The organism is Planosporangium spinosum, from assembly GCF_049999945.1.
GTDB classification, from domain to species: Bacteria; Actinomycetota; Actinomycetes; order Mycobacteriales; family Micromonosporaceae; genus Planosporangium; species Planosporangium spinosum.
The window spans coordinates 29,126-52,021 of the sequence record NZ_JBLYUB010000012.1; the positions used below are offsets into that span (position 1 = coordinate 29,126).

A 22,896-nucleotide genomic window follows, 5' to 3' on the forward strand; every position below is an offset into this window, starting at 1 on the left:
GCGCACCTACCGGCGCCGGCCCCGGTCGTCGCCCGCCCTGCTCCGCTCGTTGGCCGCTTTGAGGAACGCGTTGTACCGGGCCAGTTCGCCGTCGGCCCCCTCGGCCTCGGCCCGGTCGGCGGCGCGGTCGATCCGGCGCTGCTCCCGCTCGTCCGCGCTGATCCACTGCCGGATCAGAACGACCATGACCACGGCGCCGGGGATCTCCCCGAACGCCCAGGCGATTCCGGCGGCCAGGGTCTGGTCCGCGGCCAGCGACCCGCGCCAGGCGGGGTGCAGCGCGCCGAACCACACGGCCGCCGTCAGGCCGGTCTGCAACATCAACGCGACGCCGAAGAAGGCGTGGAAGCTCATCGACGTGAAGTGCACGATCATGCGTACCGGGTGGAGCAGTGGACGCCGGCCCGGGTCGATGCCGATGACGACCCAGAAGAACAGGTACCCGGTCACCACGAAGTGCGTCAGCATCGCCAGGTGACCGAGGTGGGAGCGCATCAGCAGCACGAACAGGTCGCTGAAGTACAGCGCGTAGAGACTGACCACCACCAGTGCCAGGGCGACCACGGGGTGGGTGAGCACCCGGGTGACCCGGCTGTGCAACGCGAGCAGCAGCCACTCGCGCGGACCCCGGACCTGCGGGTCGGGCGACGGGTGCAGGACCCGCAGGGCGAGCGTCACGGGCGCACCGAGCACCAGGAACACCGGCACCACCATCGACAGCACCATGTGCTGCGCCATGTGGGCACTGAAGAGGACGTAGGCGTACTTGCCGAACCCCAGCAGGGTCACCACGGCCAGGATCACCACGCCGGCCAGCCAGTACGCGGTGCGCTCGGCGGGCCACGCCACCCCGCGCCGGCGTAGCCGCACCACCCCGGCCAGGTAGGCACCCGCCGCGACCACGACGGCGGTGGCGAAGAACAGGTCAGGTACCACCTGAGTGATCATCCGCGCCGGCGTGGGCGCGGGTGGCATCGCGAAGCCGAGCAGGTCGGTGGCCGCGTCCGGGCGAGGCGGATTGGACGGCACCGGCGTCGGACTGCGCGACAGCGCCACGGCCAGCCCGAACGTGGCGGCGAAGACGACGATCTCGGCACCGGCGAACCGGCGGAACGCCGCCGCCTCGCCCGACCGCAGCGCCGGCAGGGTACGTGCCCGGTGGACCGCGCCGAGCGCACCGAGCACCAGCAGCGCGGCGATCTTGCCCACGACGAGGGTGCCGTACGCTGACCGCCACAGTTGATCGACGGTACCCAGCCGGACCCAGGCGTTGGCGGCGCCGCTGAACGCCACGACGACGAAGCAGCCCAGGGCCAGCCGGCTGTAGCGGGCGGCGGCCCCGGCGAGGACGTCGGTGCGGCGCAGCGCCAGCAGGCCCGCCAGCCCGCCGGCCCACAGCGCCGCCGCGACCACGTGCATCGCCAGGCTCGTCACCGCGATCTGGTGATTGCCGGCGCCTGCGGCGTGGCCGGTGAACGCCGGTGCCAGCACCGCGACCACGGCCGCGAGGGCGATCCACGCGGCGGCGTTGCGGCGCAGTACCCGCGCGCAGGCGACCGCGACCACGACGGCGAGACCGGCCTGGAGGGCGTACGCCCGGCCGACCGAGACCGAGGCGACGAAGCTGGTCACGCCCGACAGGGACAGGGCGGCCGGCAGCGGCGCGCCGAGCAGGTCCGACAGGGTCAGTGCGATGAGGGCCGCCACCGCGACCGCCCAGCCGGCCGCGGCGGCGGCCGCCCGTCGCAGCAGCCGGTAGCCGGCCGCCGAGACCAGGTCGCCGTCGCCGGGCAGCAGGAACGCCGCCGTCAGGGCCAGTCCGACGGTGAGCGTACCGAGGACGTCGGTGAGCAGCCGCGCGAGCGGCAGGGCCAGCGCGGTGACCGGCCCGGCGTCGGGCAGGCCGGCCAGCCGGCCGGCGCGCAGGCCACCGCCGGCACGCAGCGCGACGATCAGCACGACCACGGCGGCCGTCACCGCGGCCACCGCGGCGACGGCCGTACGGGCCCGCCGGCGGGGTGACCGCCGGATCACGGTGGGGACAGAGGTACCGGTCATGAGCGCCTGCGCCGTGCGAGGAGGAAGACCGCCGCCGACCCGGCGACCACCGGTCCCCCGGCGCCGACCGCCCACGCCCACCATCGCCGGGGCCGCTCCGGCACGCCGGCCACCAGCGGTCGGGGCGGATCGGGCGCTGACGGGCCGGCCGAGGGTTCCCGCTGCGACGGCAGTGCCACGGTGAACCCGAAGGTGCCTTCCACCGGGTGGCTGTCGGCCGACACCACCCGCCACCGCACAGTGTAGGAGCCCGACCGGAGCGGGCGTACCGGCTGGTGCACCGTCGTGTCCACCACGCGTACCGGCCCGTCGCCGTAGGACGCGCCGGCGGGGCCGCTGACCACGACGGCACTGAACCGCTGATGGACCGGTTCGTTGAAGGTCAGGGTGACCTCACTGATCGGCTCGGTGACGGTTGCCGACGCTGCCGGGCTCGTCGCGACCAGGTAGCTGTGCGCCCAGGCGGCCGGCACGGCCACCGGGGCGACCGCCGCGCACACGGTCGCCACCAGGGCCGCCACCACGAGGAACACCGCCCGCGTCGGCGCCGTCCGTGGCACCGCCCGCAAACCCGCCGGACGCATCTGGCGTCGCCCCCTCCGCTTTCCGTCAGTTTTCCGTCAGTCCCTGTCGCCGTGCGCCGACCGTCAGTGCCTGTCGTCGGTTCCGGCCGACGCCTACGCCGACGGCCGACGGCGCCAGGTCAGCCCCGCCAGCACGACGCCCACCAGCGCCAGGACGAGGGCCGCGACACCGAACCCTAGCCCGAGGTTGGCCCGCGACCGGGCGTCGGTGTCGGTGACGCTCGCGGCCTTGTCACCGCCCGTCGTACCGGCGGTGGCGCCGACCGGCTGGCTGCCTGCCGACGACTTCGCCGTCAGCTTCAGCGTCGGCGCCGGGTGCGCCGGCTCCTTGCCATCGGCGGCCGGCTCCTCGATCCAGCGCACGACGTCCCCGTCGGAGTACGTCTGCAGCGCCTTGAAGACGATCTTGTCGGTGGTGGGCAGTGGGCCCGCCGAGATGTCGAACTCCTGGAACTGGCCCGGCTGGATCGCCGCCTGCGGACTGTCGGCCTTCCACACGATCTTGGTGACGGCCTCGGTGAGCTCGCCGTCATCGGTCTTGACCGGCTTGTCCAGCTTCGACTTCGTCGCGGTGGCGGTCCACCCGGTCGTCGGCTTGACCGACACCGACGCGATCGGCGCGTCCGTGGGGAGGGCGACCTCCACCTGGGTGGTCGCCGCGCCGTCCTTCTCGTTGGGTACCCGGAAGGTCAACTTGGCGTAGCCGCCCTGGGTGGCTTCCTTCGGGTTGACCGAGACGTGCGCCGAAGCAGGCGACGCCAGGAGTACCAGCGTGGCGAGCGCACCCGCCACCCCCGCACCGGACCGGACCAGAACCTTGCGCATCAACCGTCTCCTCGAACTCGCGCCGTGCCGTCGGCACGGACCGGACGAACACCGTCCAGGGGTGGTAGTCGCACCCGCCGGCCGGGAAGTTCCCACGATCACGTCCCGCGCCGATCCCGTGGTTGCGCGGCGCGCGGACGGGTAGGTCCACGGCTTCCGCGCGAGGCCACCGACGCGCAGCGCCGCGGCCCCGGCCGCCCGCGACCGCGGACGTCGGCGAGATCGCGGCCGCGTCGCCCGCGCCGGACGCGAGACCGCCACGCTCATGTGATGCGCGAACGGGCGGGTCCTGCCCACCGGGCCCTGCCACCCTGCCACCCACCGGCGACGGGAGACGATCCCATGACAGCGACCACGCAGGTGTCCGCGAAACGACGGTTCCGGGTCGACGGTGGCGCCTACGTCACCGCGGCGCGGGGCGCGGAGGTACTCGACATCCCGCTGGTGAACAAGGGTACGGCGTTCACCCACGGAGAGCGCGAGGCCCTGGGACTGGACGGCCTGCTGCCGCCCGCCGTGCAGACCCTCGACGAGCAGGTCCGGCGGGCGTACGAGCAGTATCACGAACAGCCGACCGACCTGCTCAAGAACGTGTTCCTGGCCGGCCTGCGGGACAGCAACGAGATCCTGTTCTTCCGGCTGCTGTCCGAGCATCTGCGGGAGATGATGCCGGTCGTCCACGACCCGACCGCGGGCGAGGCGATCCGGCGCTACAGCCACGAGTACCGGCGGCCGCGCGGGGTGTACCTGTCGGTCGACCAGCCGGACCGGGTGAAGGCCTGCCTGGCCGCCACCGGCCTCACCGCCGACGACGTGGACCTCGTCGTGGCCACCGACGCCGAGGAGATCGCCGGCCTCGGCGACTGGGGCGTCGGCGGCATCGACATCGCGGTGGGCAAGCTGGCCGTCTACACCGCCGCGGCCGGGGTGGACCCGGCCCGGGTGGTACCGGTGGTGCTGGACGTCGGCACCGCCAACGCCGAACTCCTGGCGGACCCGACCTACGTCGGCAACCGGCACCCACGGGTACGGGGCCGGCGCTACGACGAGTTCGTCGAGGCGTACGTCGACGCCGCCGGCGCGCTCTTCCCGAACGCCCTGCTGCACTGGGAGGACTTCGGGCCCGGCAACGGCCGGCGGATCCTCGACCGCTACCACGACCGGATCTGCACCTTCAACGACGACCTGCAGGGTTCCGGCGCCGTCGCGCTGGCGGCGACGCTGAACGCGACCCGGGCGGCCGGTACCCGGATGCGCGACCAGCGGGTCGTCATCTTCGGCGCCGGTACCGCGGGCATCGGGATCGCCGACCAGCTCCGCGACGCGATGGTGCGCGACGGGTTGGACCGGACGGCCGCGACCGGTCGGATCTGGTGTGTCGACGCCCACGGCCTGCTCACCCACGCGGTGAAGGACCTGCGTGACTACCAGGTGCCGTACGCCCGCGCCGCCGACGAGGTCAGCGGGTGGAGCCGGGACGGCCGGATCGACCTGCGCGACGTGGTCGCCCATGCCAAGCCGACCATGCTGGTGGGCACGTCGACGGTGCGCCGGGCGTTCACCGAGGACATCGTCCGGAACATGGCGCGCCACGTCGACCGGCCGATCATCTTCGTGCTGTCCGACCCGACCGAGCGGATCGAGGCGATGCCCCACCAGCTCGTTGCCTGGACCGACGGCCGGGGGCTGATCGCGACCGGCGTGCCGCTGCCACCGGTCACCTACGGCGGCGTCACGTACGCGATCGCCCAGGCCCACAGCGCGCTGGTGTACCCGGGTCTCGGGCTCGGCGTGATCGTGTCGAGGGCGAGGCGGGTCAGCGACGGGATGCTCCAGGCCGCCGCGGAGGCGCTCGCCGGGCTGGTCGACGTGACCGCGCCGGGTGCCTGCCTGCTGCCGCAGGTGGACAACCTGCGCGTCGTGTCGGCCGCCGTCGCGGTGGACGTGGCGAAGCGGGCGGCCGCGGAGAGCCTGGCCCGGGTGGCGCTGACCGACCCGGTCCGGCAGGTGGCACGGGCGATGTGGCAGCCGGAGTACCGCCCGGTCAGGGCGGCCTGACGCGCGCGGGGAGCGAGCGTGGGGCCCGACCGCTACGAACCGGCGGCCGGGCCCCACGGCGGCGGGTCAGTACGTGAACTGACCGACCAGCTGCTGCAGGTGCGCGGACACCCGGGCCAGTTCGGTCGCGGCGGCCCGGGCCTGGGCGACGCCGCTGCTGGTGCTCTGGGCCGCGGTCGCGACGACGCCGACGTTGCCGACAGCGGCGAGCACGGCGCCGACCCGGTTCACCGCCTTGACGACCAGGCCGGCCAGGTACAGACCCGCCGCCAGGGACAGCAGCACGCCGAGCGCGACGATCGCGACGAGGGTCGTGCGGGACGACGAGTACGTGTCGCGCGAGCGCCTTGTCGACGGCGGCGTCCTTCGCCGGGATCTTCGCCAGCGCCGCCTCGACGCCCTGCGCGTCTGGGGCGATGGCCGCGTTGAGCGCGTCGATGCGGGTACCGAGCAGGTTGCGCTCCGTCGTCGCGAGCTCGCCGATCGGCAGGACGTTGTTCGTGTACAGGTCGTACGTCCGGCACAGCCTTTCCTCGACCAAAAGGTTAAAAAGCCGCTATTTACCCGACAACCACCGGTGACCTGGCTCGCGTCACGCCCTGCCGAGGACCCGCCCCACCTCGTCCGCCCACGCGTCCGCGGCTCCGGTACCGCCGTCGTACTCCTGACTGATCAACAGCCGGGCGGTGTGGAGCAGGTGGTCCCGCAGCGCGGCCGCCGCGCCGTCGGCGTCGCCCGCCTCGATCCGCTCGAGCACGGGGACGTGCTCGCCGGCGATGTCGTGCAGCGTGCGCGACGTGCCGGCGGTGGAAGCACCCCGGGTCAGGACCTGGTCACGGAGGCCCTCGACGAGGGCCACCAGACGCTGGTTGCCGGCTCCCGCCAGGACCAGGGCGTGGAAGCGCCGGTCGTGCTCCATGAGGCCGGACTCGTCACCGGCCTCGGCCGCCGCGCGCATCCGGTCCAGGCATCCGCGCAGCTCGGCCACGTCGTCGGGCCGCATCCGGGTGGCGGCCAGGCGCGCCGCCGGCACCTCCAGCAGCAGCCGCAACTCGAAGACCTCCTCGAGGTCGCGGGGCGTACTCCGCAGGACCCGCACCCCCCGGTTGCGCTCGAACCGGACCATCCCGGTGGAGGCGAGCCTGATCAGCGCCTCCCGTACCGGCGTCCGCGACACCCCCAAAGACTCGGCCAGGTCCTGGACGGAGTAGAGCCGTCCGGCCGCGAGCTCCCCGGAGCGGATCGCCTCGCGGAGCGCATCGCCCACCCTGGTCATCAGGTTGCCTTCGACCAGCACTTTCTTCACCGGCGGTACCTCCGTTGGCGGGTGACCGGCGCGTACGGCCGGACGCCGACCGAGCCGGATGCCGTGAAATTGTCACATCAGAGGCACGTGGCGTGCCGCGTATAGTACGTAACATGCTACCGACATCGGCGATCTCGGAGTCCACCCCGCTCTCCCCGCCCGCCCGGGAGGCCCTCGCCCGCGACCTCGCCGCGAGCGTGGCCGGTGACGTGGACTTCGGCCGCGGTGCCCGCGCGATGTTCGGCGCGGACGCGTCGAACTACCGCCGGATCCCGGAGGGCGTCGTGTTCCCCCGGTCCGCCGACGACATCGCCGCCACCCTGCGGCTGTGCCGCGCGGCCGGCGTGCCGGTGACCATGCGCGGCGGCGGCACCTCCATCGCCGGCAACTCGATCGGCCCCGGCGTGGTCATCGACACGTCGCGGTACCTGAACCGCATCCTCGCCATCGACCCCGAGGCGCGCACCGCGCGGGTCGAGCCGGGCGTGGTCCTGACGACACTGACCCGCGAGGCCGCCCGGTACGGCCTGACCTTCGGACCGGACCCGTCGACGGCCAGCCGCTGCACCCTCGGCGGCATGATCGGCAACAACGCGTGCGGCACCCACTCGGTGGCCTGGGGTACCACCGCCGACAACGTCGAGTCCCTCGACCTCGTGCTCGCCGACGGGACGCCGCTGACGGTCGGCGCGTACTCGGCCGCGGAGTGGCAGGAGCGGCTCGCCCTGCCGACCCGGGAAGGCGAGCTCTTCCGCGGCCTGGACGAGCTGGAACGCCGGTACCGCGAGACCTGGCGCACCCGGCTGTCCGGCTACAGCCGCCGGGTCTCCGGGTACGGGGTGGACCGGCTGCTCGCCGAGCGCGGCCGGTCGGTGGCGCAGGCGCTCGTCGGCACCGAGGGCACCTGCGCGATCGTGGTGGGCGCGACGCTGCGCCTGACCCCGCTACCGAAGGCGCGCGTCCTGGTCGTCCTCGGCTACCCCGACGACATCGCCGCCGCCGACACCGTACCGGCGATCCTGACCCGGGCGCCGCTCGCGGTCGAGAGCTGGGACTGGGAGTTGCAGGCGATGGCCGGCAGCGGCGCCCCGGCGCTGCCCGAGGGGACCGCCTGGCTGTTCGTCGAGCTGGGCGCCGACGACGACACCGAGGCCGCGGCCCGCGCGCAGGACCTGCTCACCCACGTACGCGCCGGGCAGCCCGGCGGGCCGAGCGCGCAACTGGTCACCGACCGGGCCGCCCAGGCACGGCTGTGGCGGCTGCGCGCCGACGGCGCCGGCCTCGCCACCCGGGACACCAGCGGCGGCGAGGCGTGGCCGGGCTGGGAGGACGCCGCGGTACCGCCGGAACGGCTCGGCTCGTACCTGCGCGAGTTCCGCGGCCTGCTGAAGAAGTACGACCTGCGGGGCGTGAGCTACGGCCACTTCGGCGAGGGCTGCATCCACGTCCGCATCAACTTCGACATGGTCAGCGAGCAGGGCGTCCGGGTGTTCCGGTCGTTCCTGGAGGACGCCGCCGACACCGTCGCCGCGCACGGCGGCTCATTGTCGGGCGAGCACGGCGACGGGCTGGCCCGCTCGGAGCTGCTGTCGCGGATGTACCCGCCGGAGGTGATCGACTCCTTCGCCGCGTTCAAGCGGGTGTGGGACCCCGACGGCGTGCTGAACCCGGGCATCGTGGTGGACCCGCAGCCGCTGGACGCGAACCTGCGCTACACCCGCCGCGCCGAGCTCCCGCTGCCCGTCCTGCACTACCCCGAGGACCAGGGCGACCTGCGACGCGCCCTGCGCCGCTGCGTCGGCGTCGGCAAGTGCCGCTCGGACGTCGGCACCGTCATGTGCCCCAGTTGGCTGGTCACCAAGGACGAGAAGCACTCCACCCGGGGCCGTGCCCGCATCCTCCAGGAGATCGTCAACGGCGAGTTCGTCTCCGACGGCTGGCGCTCCACCGACGCCCTGGAGGCCCTCGACCTCTGCCTGTCCTGCAAGGGCTGCTCGTCGGACTGCCCGACCGGCGTCGACATGGCGACCTACAAGGCGGAGTTCCTGCACCAGCACTACCGCGGCCGGCGGCGGCCGGCGGCGCACCTGTCGATGGGCTGGCTGCCGGCATCGGCGCGGCTCGCCTCCCTCATGCCGGGCCTGGTCAACGCCGTCACCCGCTCCCCCGCCCAGGGCCTGCTGAAGCGGCTCGGCGGGATCGACCGCCAGCGGGCGATCCCCACGTTCGCCGCCCGGTCGTTCGTGTCCACGCACCGGCGCCGGCACCGCGCCGCGGACCGGACGCCGACCGGGCAGCCGGTGCTGCTCTGGCCGGACACCTTCAACAACTATCTGACGCCCGAGGTGCTCACCGCCGGCGACACGGTCCTGCACCACGCGGGGCTCGCCCCGCGGCTGCCCGACAAAGGTGTCTGCTGTGGACTGACCTGGTTCTCGACCGGCCAGCTCGGCATCGCGCGGCGGGTACTCGAGCGCACCGCCCGGGTCCTGGCCCCGGCACAGGAGGCGGGGCTGCCCATCGTCGTGCTGGAGCCGAGCTGCGCGACCATGCTGCGCTCGGAGGCCCGGTCGGTCCTCGGCGAGACGCCGTTCACCACGTACCTGCACGACAACGTCGTGACCCTGGCCGAGGCGCTGGAGCGGTACGCCCCCGACTGGCAGCCGCCGGCCGTCGGGCGGACGGGCGTCGGGCAGGTCCACTGTCACCAGTCGTCGGTGCTCGGGTACGACGCCGACGAGCGGCTGATGGTACGGGCCGGCATCGACCCGACGGGCATGCAGCGCAGCTGCTGCGGTCTGGCCGGCAACTTCGGCTTCGAGGACGGCCACTACGACGTGTCCCGCGCCGCGGCCGAGCGGCTGCTGCTGCCGGCCGTGGACGGCGCCGGCGACGACGCGGTCCTGCTGGCCGACGGCTTCAGCTGCCGCACCCAGGTGCAGCAGCTGGCCGGGCGTCGGGCGGCACACCTGGCCGAGGTGCTCGCCGCGGGCCTGGAGGAGCCCCGCCGGTAGGTTCTCCGCCCCATGGGGGCGGACACGCACGACGGGATGATCGCGGTCCCGGCGGGACGGGTGGGAGTACGCCTGCCGTGCCGGTACCACCGGCCCGCGGTACGGGCAGCTCGACGAGACCGCGTGGTACCGCGGGAACTCGCACGGGCGGATCCACCGGGTCGGTGGCTGGTTCGACGAGCACTGGAGCTGCCGGGCCTCGGTACGGCGCCGCGGCCACCCGACCTTCCCGATCGACGACGTGGGCTTCCGCGTCGCGCGCTCCGTTCCCCACTGACGCGCCGTTGGTTCTCATATCCCCGGTACCCGTGCCGATGTGTGTCATTGAGGGCCGCGCGTCGCCCACGGCCGCGCCGCGCCTCGACGGCCAGGTGCCCTGGGTCGGCACCGCTCGAGTACCGGAGGACGAGATGGACGCGGTCGCACGCCCGAGACGACCGAAGTGGCGGGCCGTGCCCGGCGTGCTGCGACGGCTGGGCGCCTTCGACAACCTGAGCATCCGCACCCGCATCTTCGCGATCGTCGCGATCCTTGCGCTGGGTATCGGCTTCGTGGCCGCCGCGGCCGCCATCGGCAACCGCACCGTCGACCGGCGCCAGGCGCAGTGGGACCGGGCGGTCGCCGTGGAACAGCGCGTCGAGCAGGGCCGCTACCACCTGCTCTGGCTCACCAACTGGCAGAACACCATGGCGTGGAAAGCGCGCACCGAGGGCGGGGCCGCCGCCACCGCCAGTGGCGGGGACAACCTCGCCAACTACCAGGACGGCGTCAAGCGGTTCGAGCAGGACATCCTCGGGCTCGACGCGGCCCAGCTGACCCCGAAGGGCCGCCAGAACCTCGACCGCATCCGGCAGCACTGGGACCACTTCCTGGGGTACAACGACCAGGTCCGTGCCCTGCGTCAGGCCGGCGACCTGGACCGGGCCGACGTGCTCTCCGACGGTTCGTCGTGGACGGTCTTCCTGTCCGTCTACAGCGCGCTCGACGACCTGCGGGACTCGGTGCAGGCTCAGGAGGCGGCCAGCAAGGCCGCGATCGTGGCCACCCGTACCTCCACCAACCGGGTCACCATGACCGTGGCCGCGGTCGCGGTCACCGTCGGCGTCCTGCTCGCCTGGTTCGTCTCCGGCCGGCTGATCAGCGGCCTGCTGCGGGTACGCCAGGGCCTGATGCGGCTCGCCGACGGCGACCTCTCCGTCACCGTCCCGGTGCGCTCCCGCGACGAGGCCGGCCAGATGGCCGACGCGCTCAACACCGCGGTGGGCAACATGGCCGGCGTGGTCGCCGGCATCACCGCCACCGCACAGACCCTCTCGGCATCGGCCACGGAGATGACCGCCTCCGCCGGCGACATCGCCGCCTCCGCCGAACAGGCCAGCACCCAGGCCGGCATCGTCGCCACCGCCGCCGAAGAGGTCTCCCGCAACGTGCAGACGGTGGCCACCGGCGCCGAGGAGATGGGCGCTTCCATCCGCGAGATCGCGCACAACGCGGACGAGGCCGCCCGCGTGGCGTCCGAGGCGGTCAAGGTCGCCGGCCAGACCCACACCACCGTCGCCAAACTCGGCGAGTCGTCGGCCGAGGTCGGCAACATCGTCAAGGTGATCACCTCGATCGCCGAGCAGACCAACCTGCTCGCGCTCAACGCCACGATCGAAGCGGCCCGGGCCGGGGAGTACGGCAAGGGCTTCGCCGTCGTCGCCAGCGAGGTCAAGGAACTGGCCCAGGAGACGGCGCGGGCCACCGAGGACATCGCCAACCGCGTCACGACGATCCAGTCCGACACCACCGGCGTGGTCGACGCGATCGCGGAGATCTCCGAGATCATCAACCGCATCAACGAGTATCAGGCCACCATCGCCTCCGCGGTCGAGGAGCAGACCGCCACGACCAGCGAGATCAACCGCAACGTCAGCGAGGCGGCGGTGGGGTCCGGGCAGATCGCCACGAACATCACCAGCGTCGCCTCGGCGACCGCCGCCACCACCACGGGCGTGACCCGCAGCCGGCAGGCCGCAGCGGACCTGTCCCGCCTCTCCGAGGACCTGGGTACGCTCGTGGCCCGGTTCAGCCTGTAGTCACGCCGGCAGCCGGTCACGGATCCACGCCAGCACGGCGTCGGCCTGCGCCTTCTGGAATCCCCGTACGGTCGGCAGGCCCGCCGGCGGCGGCTGCCGGGCGGCGTCGAGGAAGAAGCCGGCGAATCCGACGAGGACGGCGGTCAGCTCGTCCGGGTCCACCCCGGCCGCCGCGGTGCGTTCGGCCAGCAGGCTGTCGGTGTCGTGGCCGCCGAAGAGCCTGACGTTGACCAGGAGCAGGACCGTGTCCAGCCACGCGGGCCCGACACAGGCCCACGGCCAGTCCACCACGACCGTCCCGCCGTCCGGCCGCAACAGCAGGTTGTCCGCGCGGATGTCGGTGTGCGCCAGGGTCTGGCCGCGCAGACAGGCCAACCCCCGGTCGGCCCAGGCGCACAGCGCCCGCAGCCGCTCGCCGCACCACCGGTCGAGGTCGGCCGGCGGAGCGGCCGCCACCCGCCGCCAGCCGGCGAAGGCATCGGCGAGCCGGTCGGCGGCCAGCGGTACGTCCGGCAGCGGCGGCGGTGTCAGGGAGGCCGCCAGGCTGTCGAGCGTATCCAGGACGGCGCACAGCTCGCCGTACCGCCACGGCGTACGCGGGTGCCGCCCCTCCACGTCCTGCAGCACCAGCGCCACCCAGTGGCCGTCGTCGTAGCAGCCCAGCAGCCGTGGCGCCGGCACATGGCCGGGCAGGGCCCCGGTCACCCTCGCCTCGCGGCGGTGCAGGTCGACACTGTGCTCGTTCTGCACCGGACTGACCGCCTTGACGAACGCCCGGCGGCCGGTCGCGGTCCGTACCCGGTCCGCGGTGCCCGGCGAGAATCCACCCGGCTGGGACACCGCCGCCACGACCTCGTCCCCGACGATCGCCTCGATCCCGGCACGGACGTGCCTCGGCAGGTCGCCCCACCCGATACGGGTGCCCGTCGCGCTCACCATGCCGGTCATCGTGCACGGACGGCGTGGAGTCCGCACCGCGACGACGGTGCGGGCCGGCGGCGGGCCGCGGACCGGTCGCCGGTGTGATCGAGGGTTCGCGCGGCGCCGCGGCCGCGGGCGGCCTGTCGTCCTACAGTATGACGGTGGTTGAGCGCGTACGGGGACGCACCGGCACCGGTCCGGGCCGGGCACCGGTGAAGCCGAGACCACCGGCGTCGCTGGACCTGGCCCGGCTGCCCGAGCACCGGTTCACCGACGAGGGCACCTACCGCCGGCTCGGCTACGTCGACGCCGACCTGGCCTCCTGCGAGGCCGAGTCGGTGGAGGTGGAGCAGTGCCGGTTCGGCACGGTGGACCTGTCCGGGACGGTTCTCGACCGGTCGAGGCTGACCGACTGCCTGGTGGAGCACAGCAACCTGGCCAACCTGCGCGGGACCGGCTCGGCGCTGATCCGGGTACGGCTGGCGACGTCCCGGATGACCGGGTTCACCTGGGTCGACGGGGTGGCCCGGGACGTCACGCTGGACGAGTGCCGGCTGGACCTGTCGAACTGGCGGTTCACCACCTTCGCCGGGGTCGTGTTCGGAGACTGCAACCTGACCCGTGCCGACTTCTCCCACGCCGACCTGACCGGGGCCCGGTTCGTCGGCTGCGACCTGACCGGCGCGCAGTTCTCGAACGCGACGATGCGCGGGACCCGGCTGATCAACTGCGTACTGGCCGACATCGGCGGGCTGACCAGCTGGGACGGCGCCATCGTCCGCAGCGGGGACCTGATCGCGCTGTCGTACGCCATGGCCCGGGAGTTGGGCATCCGGATCGAGGACGACGACGGCGACTGAGCCGGGCGGCTACCCGCCGACCAGCGTGGTGAGCTTACTGACGGTGTTCCAGTTGCGGGCGGTCACGGCCACGCCGAGGTGCTTCTCCACAAACCCGGAGACCGGCGGCGCGGCCAGCACCCCGTCCGGGCACCACTGGTAGATCACCCGGTCGCCGAGCCGGACCTGCGCGGGCGCGAGCGCGGTCGGGTCGTGGGCGGCCAGCAGCGCCGGGTGGGGCGTCTCGGACAGGAACAGCGCCAGCATCCGCGAGCCGTCGGCCGCCACGTCGGACAGCGGATTGCCGGCGGCGACCGCCCGCAGTTCCGCCCCGGTGCGGACCAGGCACCGGACGCTGAGTCCGAGGACGTCGGCGATGCCGTCGGCGATCCGGCCGGCCACCGTCGCCGTCGGCGCGTCGGGGCCGGAGAACACGGCGTTGCCGCTCTGCAGGTGGGTGACGACGTCGCCGTACCCGAGGTCGGACAGCAGGGAGCGCAGGTCGGCCATCGCGATCCTCTTGTTGCCGCCGACGTTGATCCCGCGCAGCAGCGCGACGTACCTGGGCATGATGCGGTCCCCTTTCCCCGTGGCCGTCGTCCGGCTGTGGACCCTACCCGCCACCACCGACACCGCTCAGTTCGCGAAGGTGTGGATGATGTTGATGACGCCGGGTCCGAGAATCACCACGAACAGCGCCGGGAACAGGCAGAACAGTGTCGGGAACAAGATCTTGATGGGTACCTTCTGGGCCAGTTCCTCGGCCCGCTGGCGGCGGCGTACCCGCATCTCGCGGGACTGCTCGCGCAGCACCTGCGCCACCGGTACGCCCAGGTCGCTGGCATTGACCACGGCCGAGGCGAAACCGCGCAGCTCGGTCACCGTGGTCCGGGCGGCCAGCGCCCGCAGCGCCTCACCGCGGGACTTGCCGATGCGCATCTCCTGCAGCACCCGCGCGGCCTCGCCGGCCATCGGTCCCTTACCGTTGCGGGCGACCTGGGACAGCGCGGCGTCGAAGCCCTGCCCGGCCTCCACGCAGATGGTGAGCGTGTCGAGCACGTCGGGCAGCGACCGCTGGATCTCCTCCTGCCGCTTGACCCCGGTGTTGTAGACGGCCAGGTCGGGGGCGAAGAAACCGAGCACGGTACCGCCGACCGCGGCCAGGACGACCAGTCCGGTGCCGCCCAGCATCAGCCCGAACAGCAGCCCGCCGGCCGCTCCGAGGACGAGGCCGACGCCCTTGGCCGCGACCACCCGCTCGACCGGCCAGTCCGGTGGGTTGCCGGCCCGGTCGAGCTGGCGTTGCAACCGGGCCAGCGCGCCGCCGACGGTCAGTGCCCGCCCGAGCCGGCCGAGCCGGCGGGCCAGCGGCTGGCCGACCCGTACCCCCAGCGACGGCCGGCGGTCGGTGGCGACGTACCCGCGCCCGATCGTGGCCAGGGTACGCACGACGTTGGCCCGGTCCGGGTCGCGCAGCAGCAGCGCGAGCACACCGAACACCGGTACGAGCCCGACCGCGACGAGCGCGACGACGAGGCTGGTCTGCGGTCGCATCCGCTCACACCTCCACCCGGACGACCCGGGTCATCCAGAACGTACCGACGGCCATCATCGCGACCGCGCCGACCAGCATCATCAGGCCCAACGGGGTGGTGTACAGCGGCCGCAGGTACTCCCGGCGGGTGGCGAACATGAACGCGGCCAGCAGGATCGGCATGGCGACCAGGACCCAGGCCGACAGCCGCCCCTCGGCCGACAGCGCGCGCACGTGGCGGCGCAGCCGGCCCCGTTCACGCATCGTCTCCACCGCGGTCTCCAGCACCTCCGACAGCGTGCCGCCGACCTCACGCTGCACCCGGATCGCCATGACCAGCCAGGCCAGGTCGGCGCTGCCGTTGCGCTCGGCGACGCGCAGCAGGGCGTCCTCCAGTTCACCGCCGAGCCGCGTCTCCGCGAGCGCCCGGCCGAACTCGCCGGCCACCGCCGCGTCGCCCTCGGAGACCAGCGCGGCGATCGCCTGCGGGAACGAGAAGCCCGACCGCAGCGCGCTGACCACCAGTTGCAGCGCCTCGGGCAGTTCGTCGTCGAAGCGCCGGGCGCGTCGGCCGGCCCGCAGCCGCCGGTACCCGCCGGTGGCCGCCCAGCCGGTGACGCCGCCGACCAGCAGGCCGGGCAGCCACGGCAGGAGCAGCGCGCACAGCACGCCGCCGGCCGCCGCGACCGCGGCCCGGACCAGGATCCACTCGGCCGGGCGCAGGTCGATGCCGGCCCGGTCGAGGTTCGCCTCGATCCGGGCCCGGGCACCGCGCCGGGTGATGGCGTACTCGGACGCCGACAGCGCGGCGCGCAGGACCGTGCTCTCCTCCCGGACGCGCAGGGCCGGTCCGGTGCCGAAGCCCTCGATCTGGCGCAGCCGGCTGCGCACCGCCGACCGGCCGACGAGCAGGTACATCGCGACGGAGGCGGCGACCAGGGCGGCGACGCCGACACCGGCCAGCCCGAGATACAGCAGCCAGCCCGCGGAGCGCGGCGCGGCGGCGGCCACCGGCGGCGGGCCGGGCGGTACCCGCACCGGGGTGGCGGGCGCGGTGGCCGTGCTGCCGCCGGCGGTGAGCGTGACCCGCAGGGTGGGTTCGGCCCCGGCCAGCCGGGCGGGCACCGTGACGGTCACGGCGGCCGTCGCCGGCCCGGTCGCGGCGGCGATCCCGGCGAACGCGGCCCGCAGCGCGGCGGCGTCCCGGGCGGCGACCATCCGCCCGCCGGTGCCGGCGGCGAGGTCGCTCATCGCGGGGCTCTCCGCGTCGGGGCCGTAGGCGATGCCGTCCAGCGTCACCCCGGCCGTGGCGAGCTGGGCCCGCACCGCGGCGGGTGTGGCGCCTGAGTCGGTGTCCGCGCCGTCGGAGAGCACCACGACCCGCCGCTCACCGGTACCGGTGAGCAGGCCGGCCGCCTGCCGTACCCCGTCGTAGAGGGCGGTACCGCCGTGGGCGGCCAGGCCGGCGACGGCGGCGCGGAAGGCCGCCCGGTCGGGGGTGGGCGCCAGGACCGTCGCCGGCCGGTCCGACACCGACACCAGGCCGAGCCGGACGTCGGGGGGCAGCGCGTCGGCGTACCCGGTGGCGGCCGCCTTCGCCGCGTTCAGCCGGGCGCCGTCCATCGACCCACTGGTGTCGAGGACGAGCACGACGCTGCGCCGCGGGGCGGCCGTCGGGCCCGGCGCGGGCGCCGGTGTCACGGCCGCGCGTACCGGCGCGCCGTCGAGCTCCACCAGGAGGCCACTGCCGTCGAGGACGGTGCCGGGCGGCAGGCCGGACGCGGTCAGCGTGAAGCGCAGCTGGCCGCCGGCCACCTCCACACCGGTCACGGCCAGCCGGCCGTCCGGGTCGGCGGCGGCCGGCGTGGCCACCGTGGACAGTCCGGCCGCCACCAGCCCCGCGACCGCCAGCAGCCGGCGACCCGGCGGATTCATCGCGGACCGCCGGACGACGCGAAGAACTCCATCGGCAGCGTCACGTCGTGGGCGGCCAGCTCTTCCAGGAAGCGGGGGCGCAGCCCGGTCGAGACCAGGGCGCCGCGCGGGCGGCCCTGCTCGTCCCGGCCGGCGCGGTGGTCGTACACGAACAGATCCTGCAGCGTGACGACGTCGCCCTCCATGCCGACCACCTCGGTGACGTGGGTGACCCGCCGGGAACCGTCTTTCAGCCGGGCGACCTGCACGATCAGGTCGACGGCCGAGGCGATCTGCTCACGGATGGCGCGGACCGGCAGGTCCATGCCGGCCATCATGACCATCGTCTCCAGCCGGGCCACGCTGTCGCGCGGGGTGTTGGCGTGCACGGTGGTCAGCGAGCCGTCGTGGCCGGTGTTCATCGCCTGGAGCATGTCCAGCGCGGCACCGTCGCGGACCTCGCCGACGACGATCCGGTCCGGCCGCATCCGCAGCGCGTTGCGGACCAGGTCACGGATGCTGACCTCACCGCGACCCTCCACATTGGATGGCCGGGACTCCAGGCGTACCACGTGTGCCTGGTGCAGTTGCAGCTCGGCGGCGTCCTCGACGGTGACCACCCGCTCGTCCGGCGGGATGAAGCCGGACAGTACGTTGAGCGTGGTGGTCTTGCCCGAGCCGGTACCGCCACTGACCACGATGTCCAGCCTTCCCCGCACGCACGCCGACAGCAGCTGCGCCACGGGCGGGGTGAACGTACCGAAGCTGATCAGGTCGGCCACGGTCAGCGGGTCGGTGGCGAACTTACGGATCGTCAGGGTCGACCCGTCGAGGGCGATCGGCGGTACCACGGCGTTGACCCGGCTGCCGTCGGGCAGCCGGGCGTCCACCATGGGGCTCGCCTCGTCGACCCGCCGGCCCACCCGGGAGACGATCCGGTCGATCACCCGGCGCAGGTGCGCCTCGTCGGCGAACTCGGCCTCGACCTGCAGAAGCTTGCCGGAGCGCTCGACGAAGATCCGGTGCGGTCCGTTGACCATGATCTCGCTGACCGTCGGGTCCCGCAGTAGCGGCTCGATCGGACCGTGGCCGAGGATCTCGTCGGTGACCTCCTGGGTGATGCGCATCCGGTCGGCGCCCGCGAGCGGCGTCGCCTCCCGGGCCAGCAGCGTCGCGATGGTCTCCCGGACCCGCACGGCCAGGTCGTCCTCGCCGCCGATGTCGTCGTAGAGCTGCGGCCCGAGCGTCTCGACGAGGGCCTGCTGGAGCCGGCGGCGCACCGCGGCGACCGGGTCGGCCTGGGGCGGCGCGTGCCGGGACCGCTCACCGGACGCGGCGGGCGGCTGGCCGGGCCCCGGGCCGGTGGATGCCGGCGTGTACGTCAGCGGGCCGGCGGGCACCGGGCCGATCGGCTGGCCGGCGGGTAGCGGGCCGGGCCCGGGCGGTACCGGCGCGGCCGGCACGGGTGGCGGCGCGGCGGGTCCGGGCCGGGCTGGCGCGGAGGCGGCCCGGCGCTCTTCGAGCCGGTCGTACAGTCCCACGCCGGTCACCTCCCCCGACGCAGCGCGAACGACCGGCGGCGGTGGCTGGCGGGTGCGTCCCCGGCCGGCGCCGAGCCACCGACGATCCGGGTACGGACCTCCCGGATGTAGCGGCTGACCGGGTTGTTGGGGCTGTCGACCATCAGCGGCACGCCACGGTTGATCGACACCGGCACGTCGCGGGTGGACGGCACCCGCCCGGCGATCGGCGCTCGTACCACCCGGTCGATGTCGGCCTGGGTCAGCCCGACCTGCGAGTCCGACCGGTTGAGCACGACGATGCGCCGGCTCTCCGGGTACTCCAGCAGGTCGAACATGTCCAGGGTCAGGCGCAGGTTCTTCAACGAGGGAATGTCCGGGGTGGCCAGTAGGATGTACCACTGCGACAGGTCGAGTGCGGCGAGGACCTGGTCGGAGAAGAACGGCGGGGTGTCGACGACGACGTAGTCGTACATCCGCTTGACGATCTTGAGGATCTCGCTGACCAGTTCCCGGCCCACCCGCTCGCCCTCGGCCGGCCCGGGCGGGGCGAGCAGCGTGTCCAGCCCCGGCGCGTACGGGGTGACCAGCGAGCGGACCGCCGTCTCGTCGAGCCGGCCGACCATCGGCACGGCGTCGGCGAGGCTGAGCTTCGGCACCAGTTGCAGCATGATGGCGACGTCACCGAAGGTCAGGTCCAGGTCGATCAGGCAGACGCGGGACCGGCCGCCGTCGGCGAGCGCGACCGCGAGGTTGGTGGCGACCGTGCTCTTGCCGCAGCCGCCCTTGCCGGCGAAGACGGTGACCACGTGCCCCTCCTTCGCCTTCACCGCGGTGGCGGGGACCGTGACGCCGGTGGCGAGCTGGCGGGACACCTCCAGTGACCGGGCACAGGCGGCGCGGATACCGTCGGCGTCCGAGGCGGTGATGACCTCCCGGATGCCGGAGCGGATCGCCTCGGCGAGAACGGCCACGTCGACCTGGTCGCGCAGCAGCACCACGCCCAGCGACGGCCGGGTCAACCGGTGCTGGGCGGCGAACGCGACCGCGTCGGTCAGGTCGACGCCCGCGCCGAGGACCACCAGCTGCATGTCCGGGTCGGCGCGGACCAGCGTCGCGAGCTCGGCGAGGTCCGGCGCGCCGTGCGCCTGGTCACCGAGGACAGCGGCCAGGAACCGGGCGCGATCCGCCTGCGGCTCGTAGTACAGCGCCATGGCACATCCTCTCCGGTTACTGGAAGAGCGAGTAGCTGTCGATGCCGGGTCCGGGCTGCGCCTGCGCCCCGTCGCCGAGCAGGGCCAGGTACAGCGCACCGGTCTGCGCCACGTGGACCAGGCGCTGCGCCTGGTCCTGCGTGACGGCGACGGTGACCAGCACGGTCGTCGTACCGTCGGCCGACTGGCCGCTCCCGCTGCCGCCGTTACCGCTGCCGTTTCCGGTGCCTCCGGCGCTCGGGCCGGGGCTCGGCGTGGCCGCGCCGCCGATCTGAGCGCCGAGCGTGCCCCGGGCGCCGATCGCGAGGATCTCGACCTTGGGCAGCACCAGCCGGGTCGCCTGGACGTACTCGTGGTTGCTGGCCAGCCCGTCGCCGGCCGGTACCCGACCGTCGCCCTTGCCCTCGGCCACGTTGAAGGTGTCGAACACCGCCACCGACGATCCCGGCTGGACGAACCCCGCGACCTGGGCCGGCACCGCGACCGACACGCTGACCGCGAGCATCCCGGCCGGCACCGGCAACCCTCCGCTGTGGACGGCCGGGGCGTCGAACGCGCCGCGCAGCAACAGCTGGCGCGGCTGCTGGTCGGCGGTGACCGCCAGCGCGAGCAGCGTCGCGTCGATGTCGCTGAGTGCGTCGGCCGGTACGGTCGCCGCCGGCATGACCACCAGCTCGGTGTAGCCGCCGGAGCGGATCGCCTGGCCGGTCGTACCGGCCGGGATCTTCTTGGTCGCGACCAGGACCCGGACCGCCTTCTGCCCGGCCAGCGCCCGTTTGTCGGCGCTGGCCGCGTACGCCAGGACGGCGACGCAGCCGACCGCCGCGCACACGACCGCCACCAGGACGGCGAGGATGCTGCGCTTCATCGGGTTCGCGGCATGCGGCCCCCGGCGTGCGCCGCGGGCTCACGAACGCCGCTGCCTCCCTTCGTGCGATCTGGTCGTGGACGGCCGGTGCGGTGCGCCGGCCGCGGTCGCCTCATCGGCAGGCGGCCGGCCGGCTGTACGCAAACGCCGATTACGGTCGCCCGGTGGCCGTCAGCCTGGCGGTCAACCCACGACCTTGAGGAGGTTGGTCCCGTAGTTGACGGTGCCGAAGCTGCCGGTGTCGGGCAGGATCGCCGTGGTGAAGTAGCCGTAGAGGCATTTGTCGGAGCCGTTGCACAGGTTGCGCCCGCTCAGCCAGGACGCTCTGGTTAAGCCGGGCAGGTAGTAGCCGGTCAGCACGAACGACGCGAACCCCGCCAGGTGGTACTCGATGTTCTGCCCCTGCCCCTTGACCCCGTCGTAGATCGGCAGCAACGTGGGCCGGCGGCTGGCGTACAGGTCGTCGAGTACGGTCTTGCACGCCTTGGACGCCGACAGGCCGGTGTTGCCGCCGTAGGTGCCCGACGCCGAGACCGTGACGGTGCAGTTGTTGCTGGGCTCGTCGAGCCAGCCGAAGCCACCGGGCGCGTCCCAGCCGGACGGGCCGGCCGGACACAGGTTGGCACCCTGCGAGCTGTGCAGGTACAGGATCCCGTCGGCGCTGGCCGGTGGCGTGGTCCCGGGTGGCCAGTACCGGGTGGCTCCCCCGGTCATCTGCCGCCAGTCGCAGGTGGACATGGTGACGGCCAGCCCGGTGGCGCGCAGCGGTGGTCCCCAGGCGACCCGGGCACAGGCGGCGAGCCGCTTGCCCTGGTACCCGTCGTGACCGGCGAGCGCACGGGCGAACGTCGGCGGCAACAGGGTGGAGCCGTCGGCCTGCCGGGTCGCCGTACGTACCTCGGCGTAGTTGCCGGTGGCCGGCGGGTCTCCCATGCAGTCGGCCCGGGTGCCGGTCGGCGCGGGGCACGCCGGCAGCCCGGTGGCCCGCCCGCACACGGCGGTGACGTCGGTGACGCCGTCCCTGGCGTTGCCGGCGGCGAAGGCCAGCGCGGCGGCCGCCTGGTTGCCGCAGGCGGCGGGGGTACGGATGCAGTTCTGCGCCACGGCCATGGCCGCGGCATCGGCGCCGCTCTGCAACTGCTCGCGCTCGGCGTGCAGCTGGCCGACGTCGACCACGATCGCACCGGCGCCCAGCAGCACCCCGCCGCCGAGCAGGACCGCGACCAGCACGGTGACGTTGCCCCGGTCATGGCCGCGGGTGACGCGCGCCCGGCGGCGCGCGAGCACGGCGGCCAGCCGACGCACGGCGGCCAGCCGACGCACGGCGGCCAGCCGACGCACGGCGGTCAGCCGACGCACGGCGGTCAGCCGACGCACGGCATGATTCCCTTCCCGGTGAGCGTCACCGACCGGCCGGCCTTGCTGCCGAACATCGGCGCCAGGGCCGCCAGCGGGGTGACGAACGTGAAGTTGACGCTCGCGGTGACGGCCGCGTCCGCGGTGGCCGATCCGCCCGCCGGGCAGGCGGTCACCGTGCTGGTGACGCCGGACAGGTTGGGTGTGGCGGCCCGGACCCGGGCGTCGGCGCTCTGCCCGAGCGCTGCGGCGCGGGCGCCCTCCCGGGCGGCCTCGGTGAGCGTGATCTGCGCGTTGAGCATCCGCCCGAAGTCGATCACGCCGAACATGATGAACAGCAGCAGCGGCAGGACGAGCGCCATCTCGACCGCTGCCGCGCCGTCGTCGCCGCGCCTGCGGCGGGTCAGGCCGGCCGCCGCACGGGGCGCGACGGCCGGCATGCCCGCACCGGTCACAGCTTGCCGCTGATGCTGTCGAACATGCCCGACAGCTTGTTGCCCAGCAGTGTCACCGCGGTGATGATGACGACCGCGATCAGCGCCACCATCAGGCCGTACTCGACCGCCGTCGCACCCTGCTCGCGGGCGGCCCACACCGCCTGCGCCTTCGACATGAGCTTGTTCATGAGAACCTCCGGGTCATCAGTTCGCCACCCTCGGTGGCCCTGCAAATACAGTGCGTGAGTGACGACGAACACGCCGTAGGGTGGCGGGCCAGCTTTCGATACACCGGCCGGCGGACACGTCATCCGCCCGGAGGACGGGAGACCCGGCGGCGCAGCGTCCGCCCGGAGGACGGGAGACCCGG

19 protein-coding genes and 1 pseudogene are annotated in these 22,896 nt (G+C 73.8%); 5 read left to right on the forward strand and 15 right to left on the reverse strand.

The genetic code is table 11. From position 1 onward, the window contains the following. Positions 1-6: 6 nt before the first annotated feature. The 3 genes from ACNTMW_RS17355 to ACNTMW_RS17365 all read right to left on the reverse strand — a co-directional run bounded on the left by ACNTMW_RS17355 (position 7) and on the right by ACNTMW_RS17365 (position 3,467). The gene (locus ACNTMW_RS17355) at positions 7-2,058 is read right to left on the reverse strand and encodes a bifunctional copper resistance protein CopD/cytochrome c oxidase assembly protein (protein WP_426634681.1); all 2,052 of its coding nucleotides are present in this window, start codon (positions 2,056-2,058) and stop codon (positions 7-9) included. Beyond that, complete coding sequence (locus ACNTMW_RS17360) at positions 2,055-2,642, reverse strand: copper resistance CopC family protein (RefSeq protein ID WP_426634682.1); 588 nt, start codon at positions 2,640-2,642, stop codon at positions 2,055-2,057. The genes ACNTMW_RS17355 and ACNTMW_RS17360 overlap by 4 nt, the downstream gene beginning before the upstream one ends. Before the next feature lie 93 nt (positions 2,643-2,735). Continuing rightward, positions 2,736-3,467 (reverse strand): YcnI family copper-binding membrane protein, encoded by a 732-nt coding sequence (locus ACNTMW_RS17365; protein ID WP_426634683.1) that lies wholly within the window; start codon positions 3,465-3,467, stop codon positions 2,736-2,738. A gap of 342 nt (positions 3,468-3,809) precedes the next feature. Here ACNTMW_RS17365 and ACNTMW_RS17370 point away from each other — a divergent pair, with 342 nt between their 5' ends. Continuing rightward, positions 3,810-5,525, forward strand: a complete 1,716-nt coding sequence (locus ACNTMW_RS17370) for an NAD-dependent malic enzyme (RefSeq protein WP_426634684.1) — start codon at positions 3,810-3,812, stop codon at positions 5,523-5,525. A gap of 66 nt (positions 5,526-5,591) precedes the next feature. Here ACNTMW_RS17370 and ACNTMW_RS17375 read toward each other — a convergent pair whose 3' ends face one another. Next, positions 5,592-5,810: a hypothetical protein gene (locus tag ACNTMW_RS17375; protein ID WP_426634685.1), complete on the reverse strand. Its 219-nt coding sequence runs from the start codon at positions 5,808-5,810 to the stop codon at positions 5,592-5,594. A gap of 307 nt (positions 5,811-6,117) precedes the next feature. Beyond that, complete coding sequence (locus ACNTMW_RS17380; protein ID WP_426634686.1) at positions 6,118-6,831, reverse strand: GntR family transcriptional regulator; 714 nt, start codon at positions 6,829-6,831, stop codon at positions 6,118-6,120. Between the two features lie 113 nt (positions 6,832-6,944). On the opposite strand from ACNTMW_RS17380, the gene ACNTMW_RS17385 reads away from it, so the two are divergent. The 3 genes and pseudogenes from ACNTMW_RS17385 (at position 6,945) to ACNTMW_RS17395 (ending at position 11,923) form a co-directional block, all read left to right on the forward strand. After that, positions 6,945-9,845 carry an FAD-binding and (Fe-S)-binding domain-containing protein gene (locus tag ACNTMW_RS17385; RefSeq protein ID WP_426634687.1) on the forward strand — a complete coding sequence of 967 codons (2,901 nt, stop codon included), beginning with the start codon at positions 6,945-6,947 and terminating at the stop codon, positions 9,843-9,845. A 61-nt stretch (positions 9,846-9,906) separates the two neighbouring features. Then, positions 9,907-10,122 (forward strand): annotated as a pseudogene (locus ACNTMW_RS17390) (formylglycine-generating enzyme family protein); the annotation flags it as partial. Positions 10,123-10,255: 133 nt separating this feature from the next. After that, complete coding sequence (locus ACNTMW_RS17395; protein ID WP_426634688.1) at positions 10,256-11,923, forward strand: methyl-accepting chemotaxis protein; 1,668 nt, start codon at positions 10,256-10,258, stop codon at positions 11,921-11,923. Here the strand turns inward: ACNTMW_RS17395 and ACNTMW_RS17400 are convergent, their stop codons facing one another. Further along, complete coding sequence (locus ACNTMW_RS17400; RefSeq protein ID WP_426634689.1) at positions 11,924-12,862, reverse strand: phosphotransferase family protein; 939 nt, start codon at positions 12,860-12,862, stop codon at positions 11,924-11,926. Between the two features lie 143 nt (positions 12,863-13,005). Here ACNTMW_RS17400 and ACNTMW_RS17405 point away from each other — a divergent pair, with 143 nt between their 5' ends. Beyond that, positions 13,006-13,704 (forward strand): pentapeptide repeat-containing protein, encoded by a 699-nt coding sequence (locus ACNTMW_RS17405; protein ID WP_426634690.1) that lies wholly within the window; start codon positions 13,006-13,008, stop codon positions 13,702-13,704. Between the two features lie 9 nt (positions 13,705-13,713). Here the strand turns inward: ACNTMW_RS17405 and ACNTMW_RS17410 are convergent, their stop codons facing one another. From ACNTMW_RS17410 to ACNTMW_RS17450, 9 genes are all read right to left on the reverse strand, one after another. After that, positions 13,714-14,253, reverse strand: coding sequence for a DUF1697 domain-containing protein (locus tag ACNTMW_RS17410; protein ID WP_426634691.1), 540 nt, complete (start codon positions 14,251-14,253; stop codon positions 13,714-13,716). A gap of 66 nt (positions 14,254-14,319) precedes the next feature. Further along, complete coding sequence (locus tag ACNTMW_RS17415) at positions 14,320-15,237, reverse strand: type II secretion system F family protein (RefSeq protein ID WP_426634692.1); 918 nt, start codon at positions 15,235-15,237, stop codon at positions 14,320-14,322. A gap of 4 nt (positions 15,238-15,241) precedes the next feature. After that, a complete protein-coding gene (locus tag ACNTMW_RS17420; RefSeq protein WP_426634693.1) occupies positions 15,242-17,152 on the reverse strand; it encodes a VWA domain-containing protein in 1,911 nt (636 codons plus the stop codon). Continuing rightward, the gene (locus ACNTMW_RS17425; protein ID WP_426634694.1) at positions 17,149-18,672 is read right to left on the reverse strand and encodes a TadA family conjugal transfer-associated ATPase; all 1,524 of its coding nucleotides are present in this window, start codon (positions 18,670-18,672) and stop codon (positions 17,149-17,151) included. The genes ACNTMW_RS17420 and ACNTMW_RS17425 overlap by 4 nt, the downstream gene beginning before the upstream one ends. 5 nt (positions 18,673-18,677) lie before the next feature. Further along, positions 18,678-19,865 (reverse strand): CpaE/TadZ family protein, encoded by a 1,188-nt coding sequence (locus ACNTMW_RS17430; protein WP_426634695.1) that lies wholly within the window; start codon positions 19,863-19,865, stop codon positions 18,678-18,680. A 16-nt stretch (positions 19,866-19,881) separates the two neighbouring features. After that, positions 19,882-20,733, reverse strand: a complete 852-nt coding sequence (locus ACNTMW_RS17435) for an RcpC/CpaB family pilus assembly protein (RefSeq protein ID WP_426634696.1) — start codon at positions 20,731-20,733, stop codon at positions 19,882-19,884. A 183-nt stretch (positions 20,734-20,916) separates the two neighbouring features. After that, the gene (locus ACNTMW_RS17440; protein WP_426634697.1) at positions 20,917-22,110 is read right to left on the reverse strand and encodes a pilus assembly protein TadG-related protein; all 1,194 of its coding nucleotides are present in this window, start codon (positions 22,108-22,110) and stop codon (positions 20,917-20,919) included. Next, positions 22,098-22,529 carry a TadE/TadG family type IV pilus assembly protein gene (locus tag ACNTMW_RS17445; RefSeq protein ID WP_426634698.1) on the reverse strand — a complete coding sequence of 144 codons (432 nt, stop codon included), beginning with the start codon at positions 22,527-22,529 and terminating at the stop codon, positions 22,098-22,100. Before ACNTMW_RS17445 ends, ACNTMW_RS17440 begins: the two co-directional genes overlap by 13 nt. Positions 22,530-22,540: 11 nt before the next feature. Next, positions 22,541-22,714 carry a Flp family type IVb pilin gene (locus ACNTMW_RS17450; protein ID WP_426634699.1) on the reverse strand — a complete coding sequence of 58 codons (174 nt, stop codon included), beginning with the start codon at positions 22,712-22,714 and terminating at the stop codon, positions 22,541-22,543. Positions 22,715-22,896 lie beyond the last annotated feature (182 nt).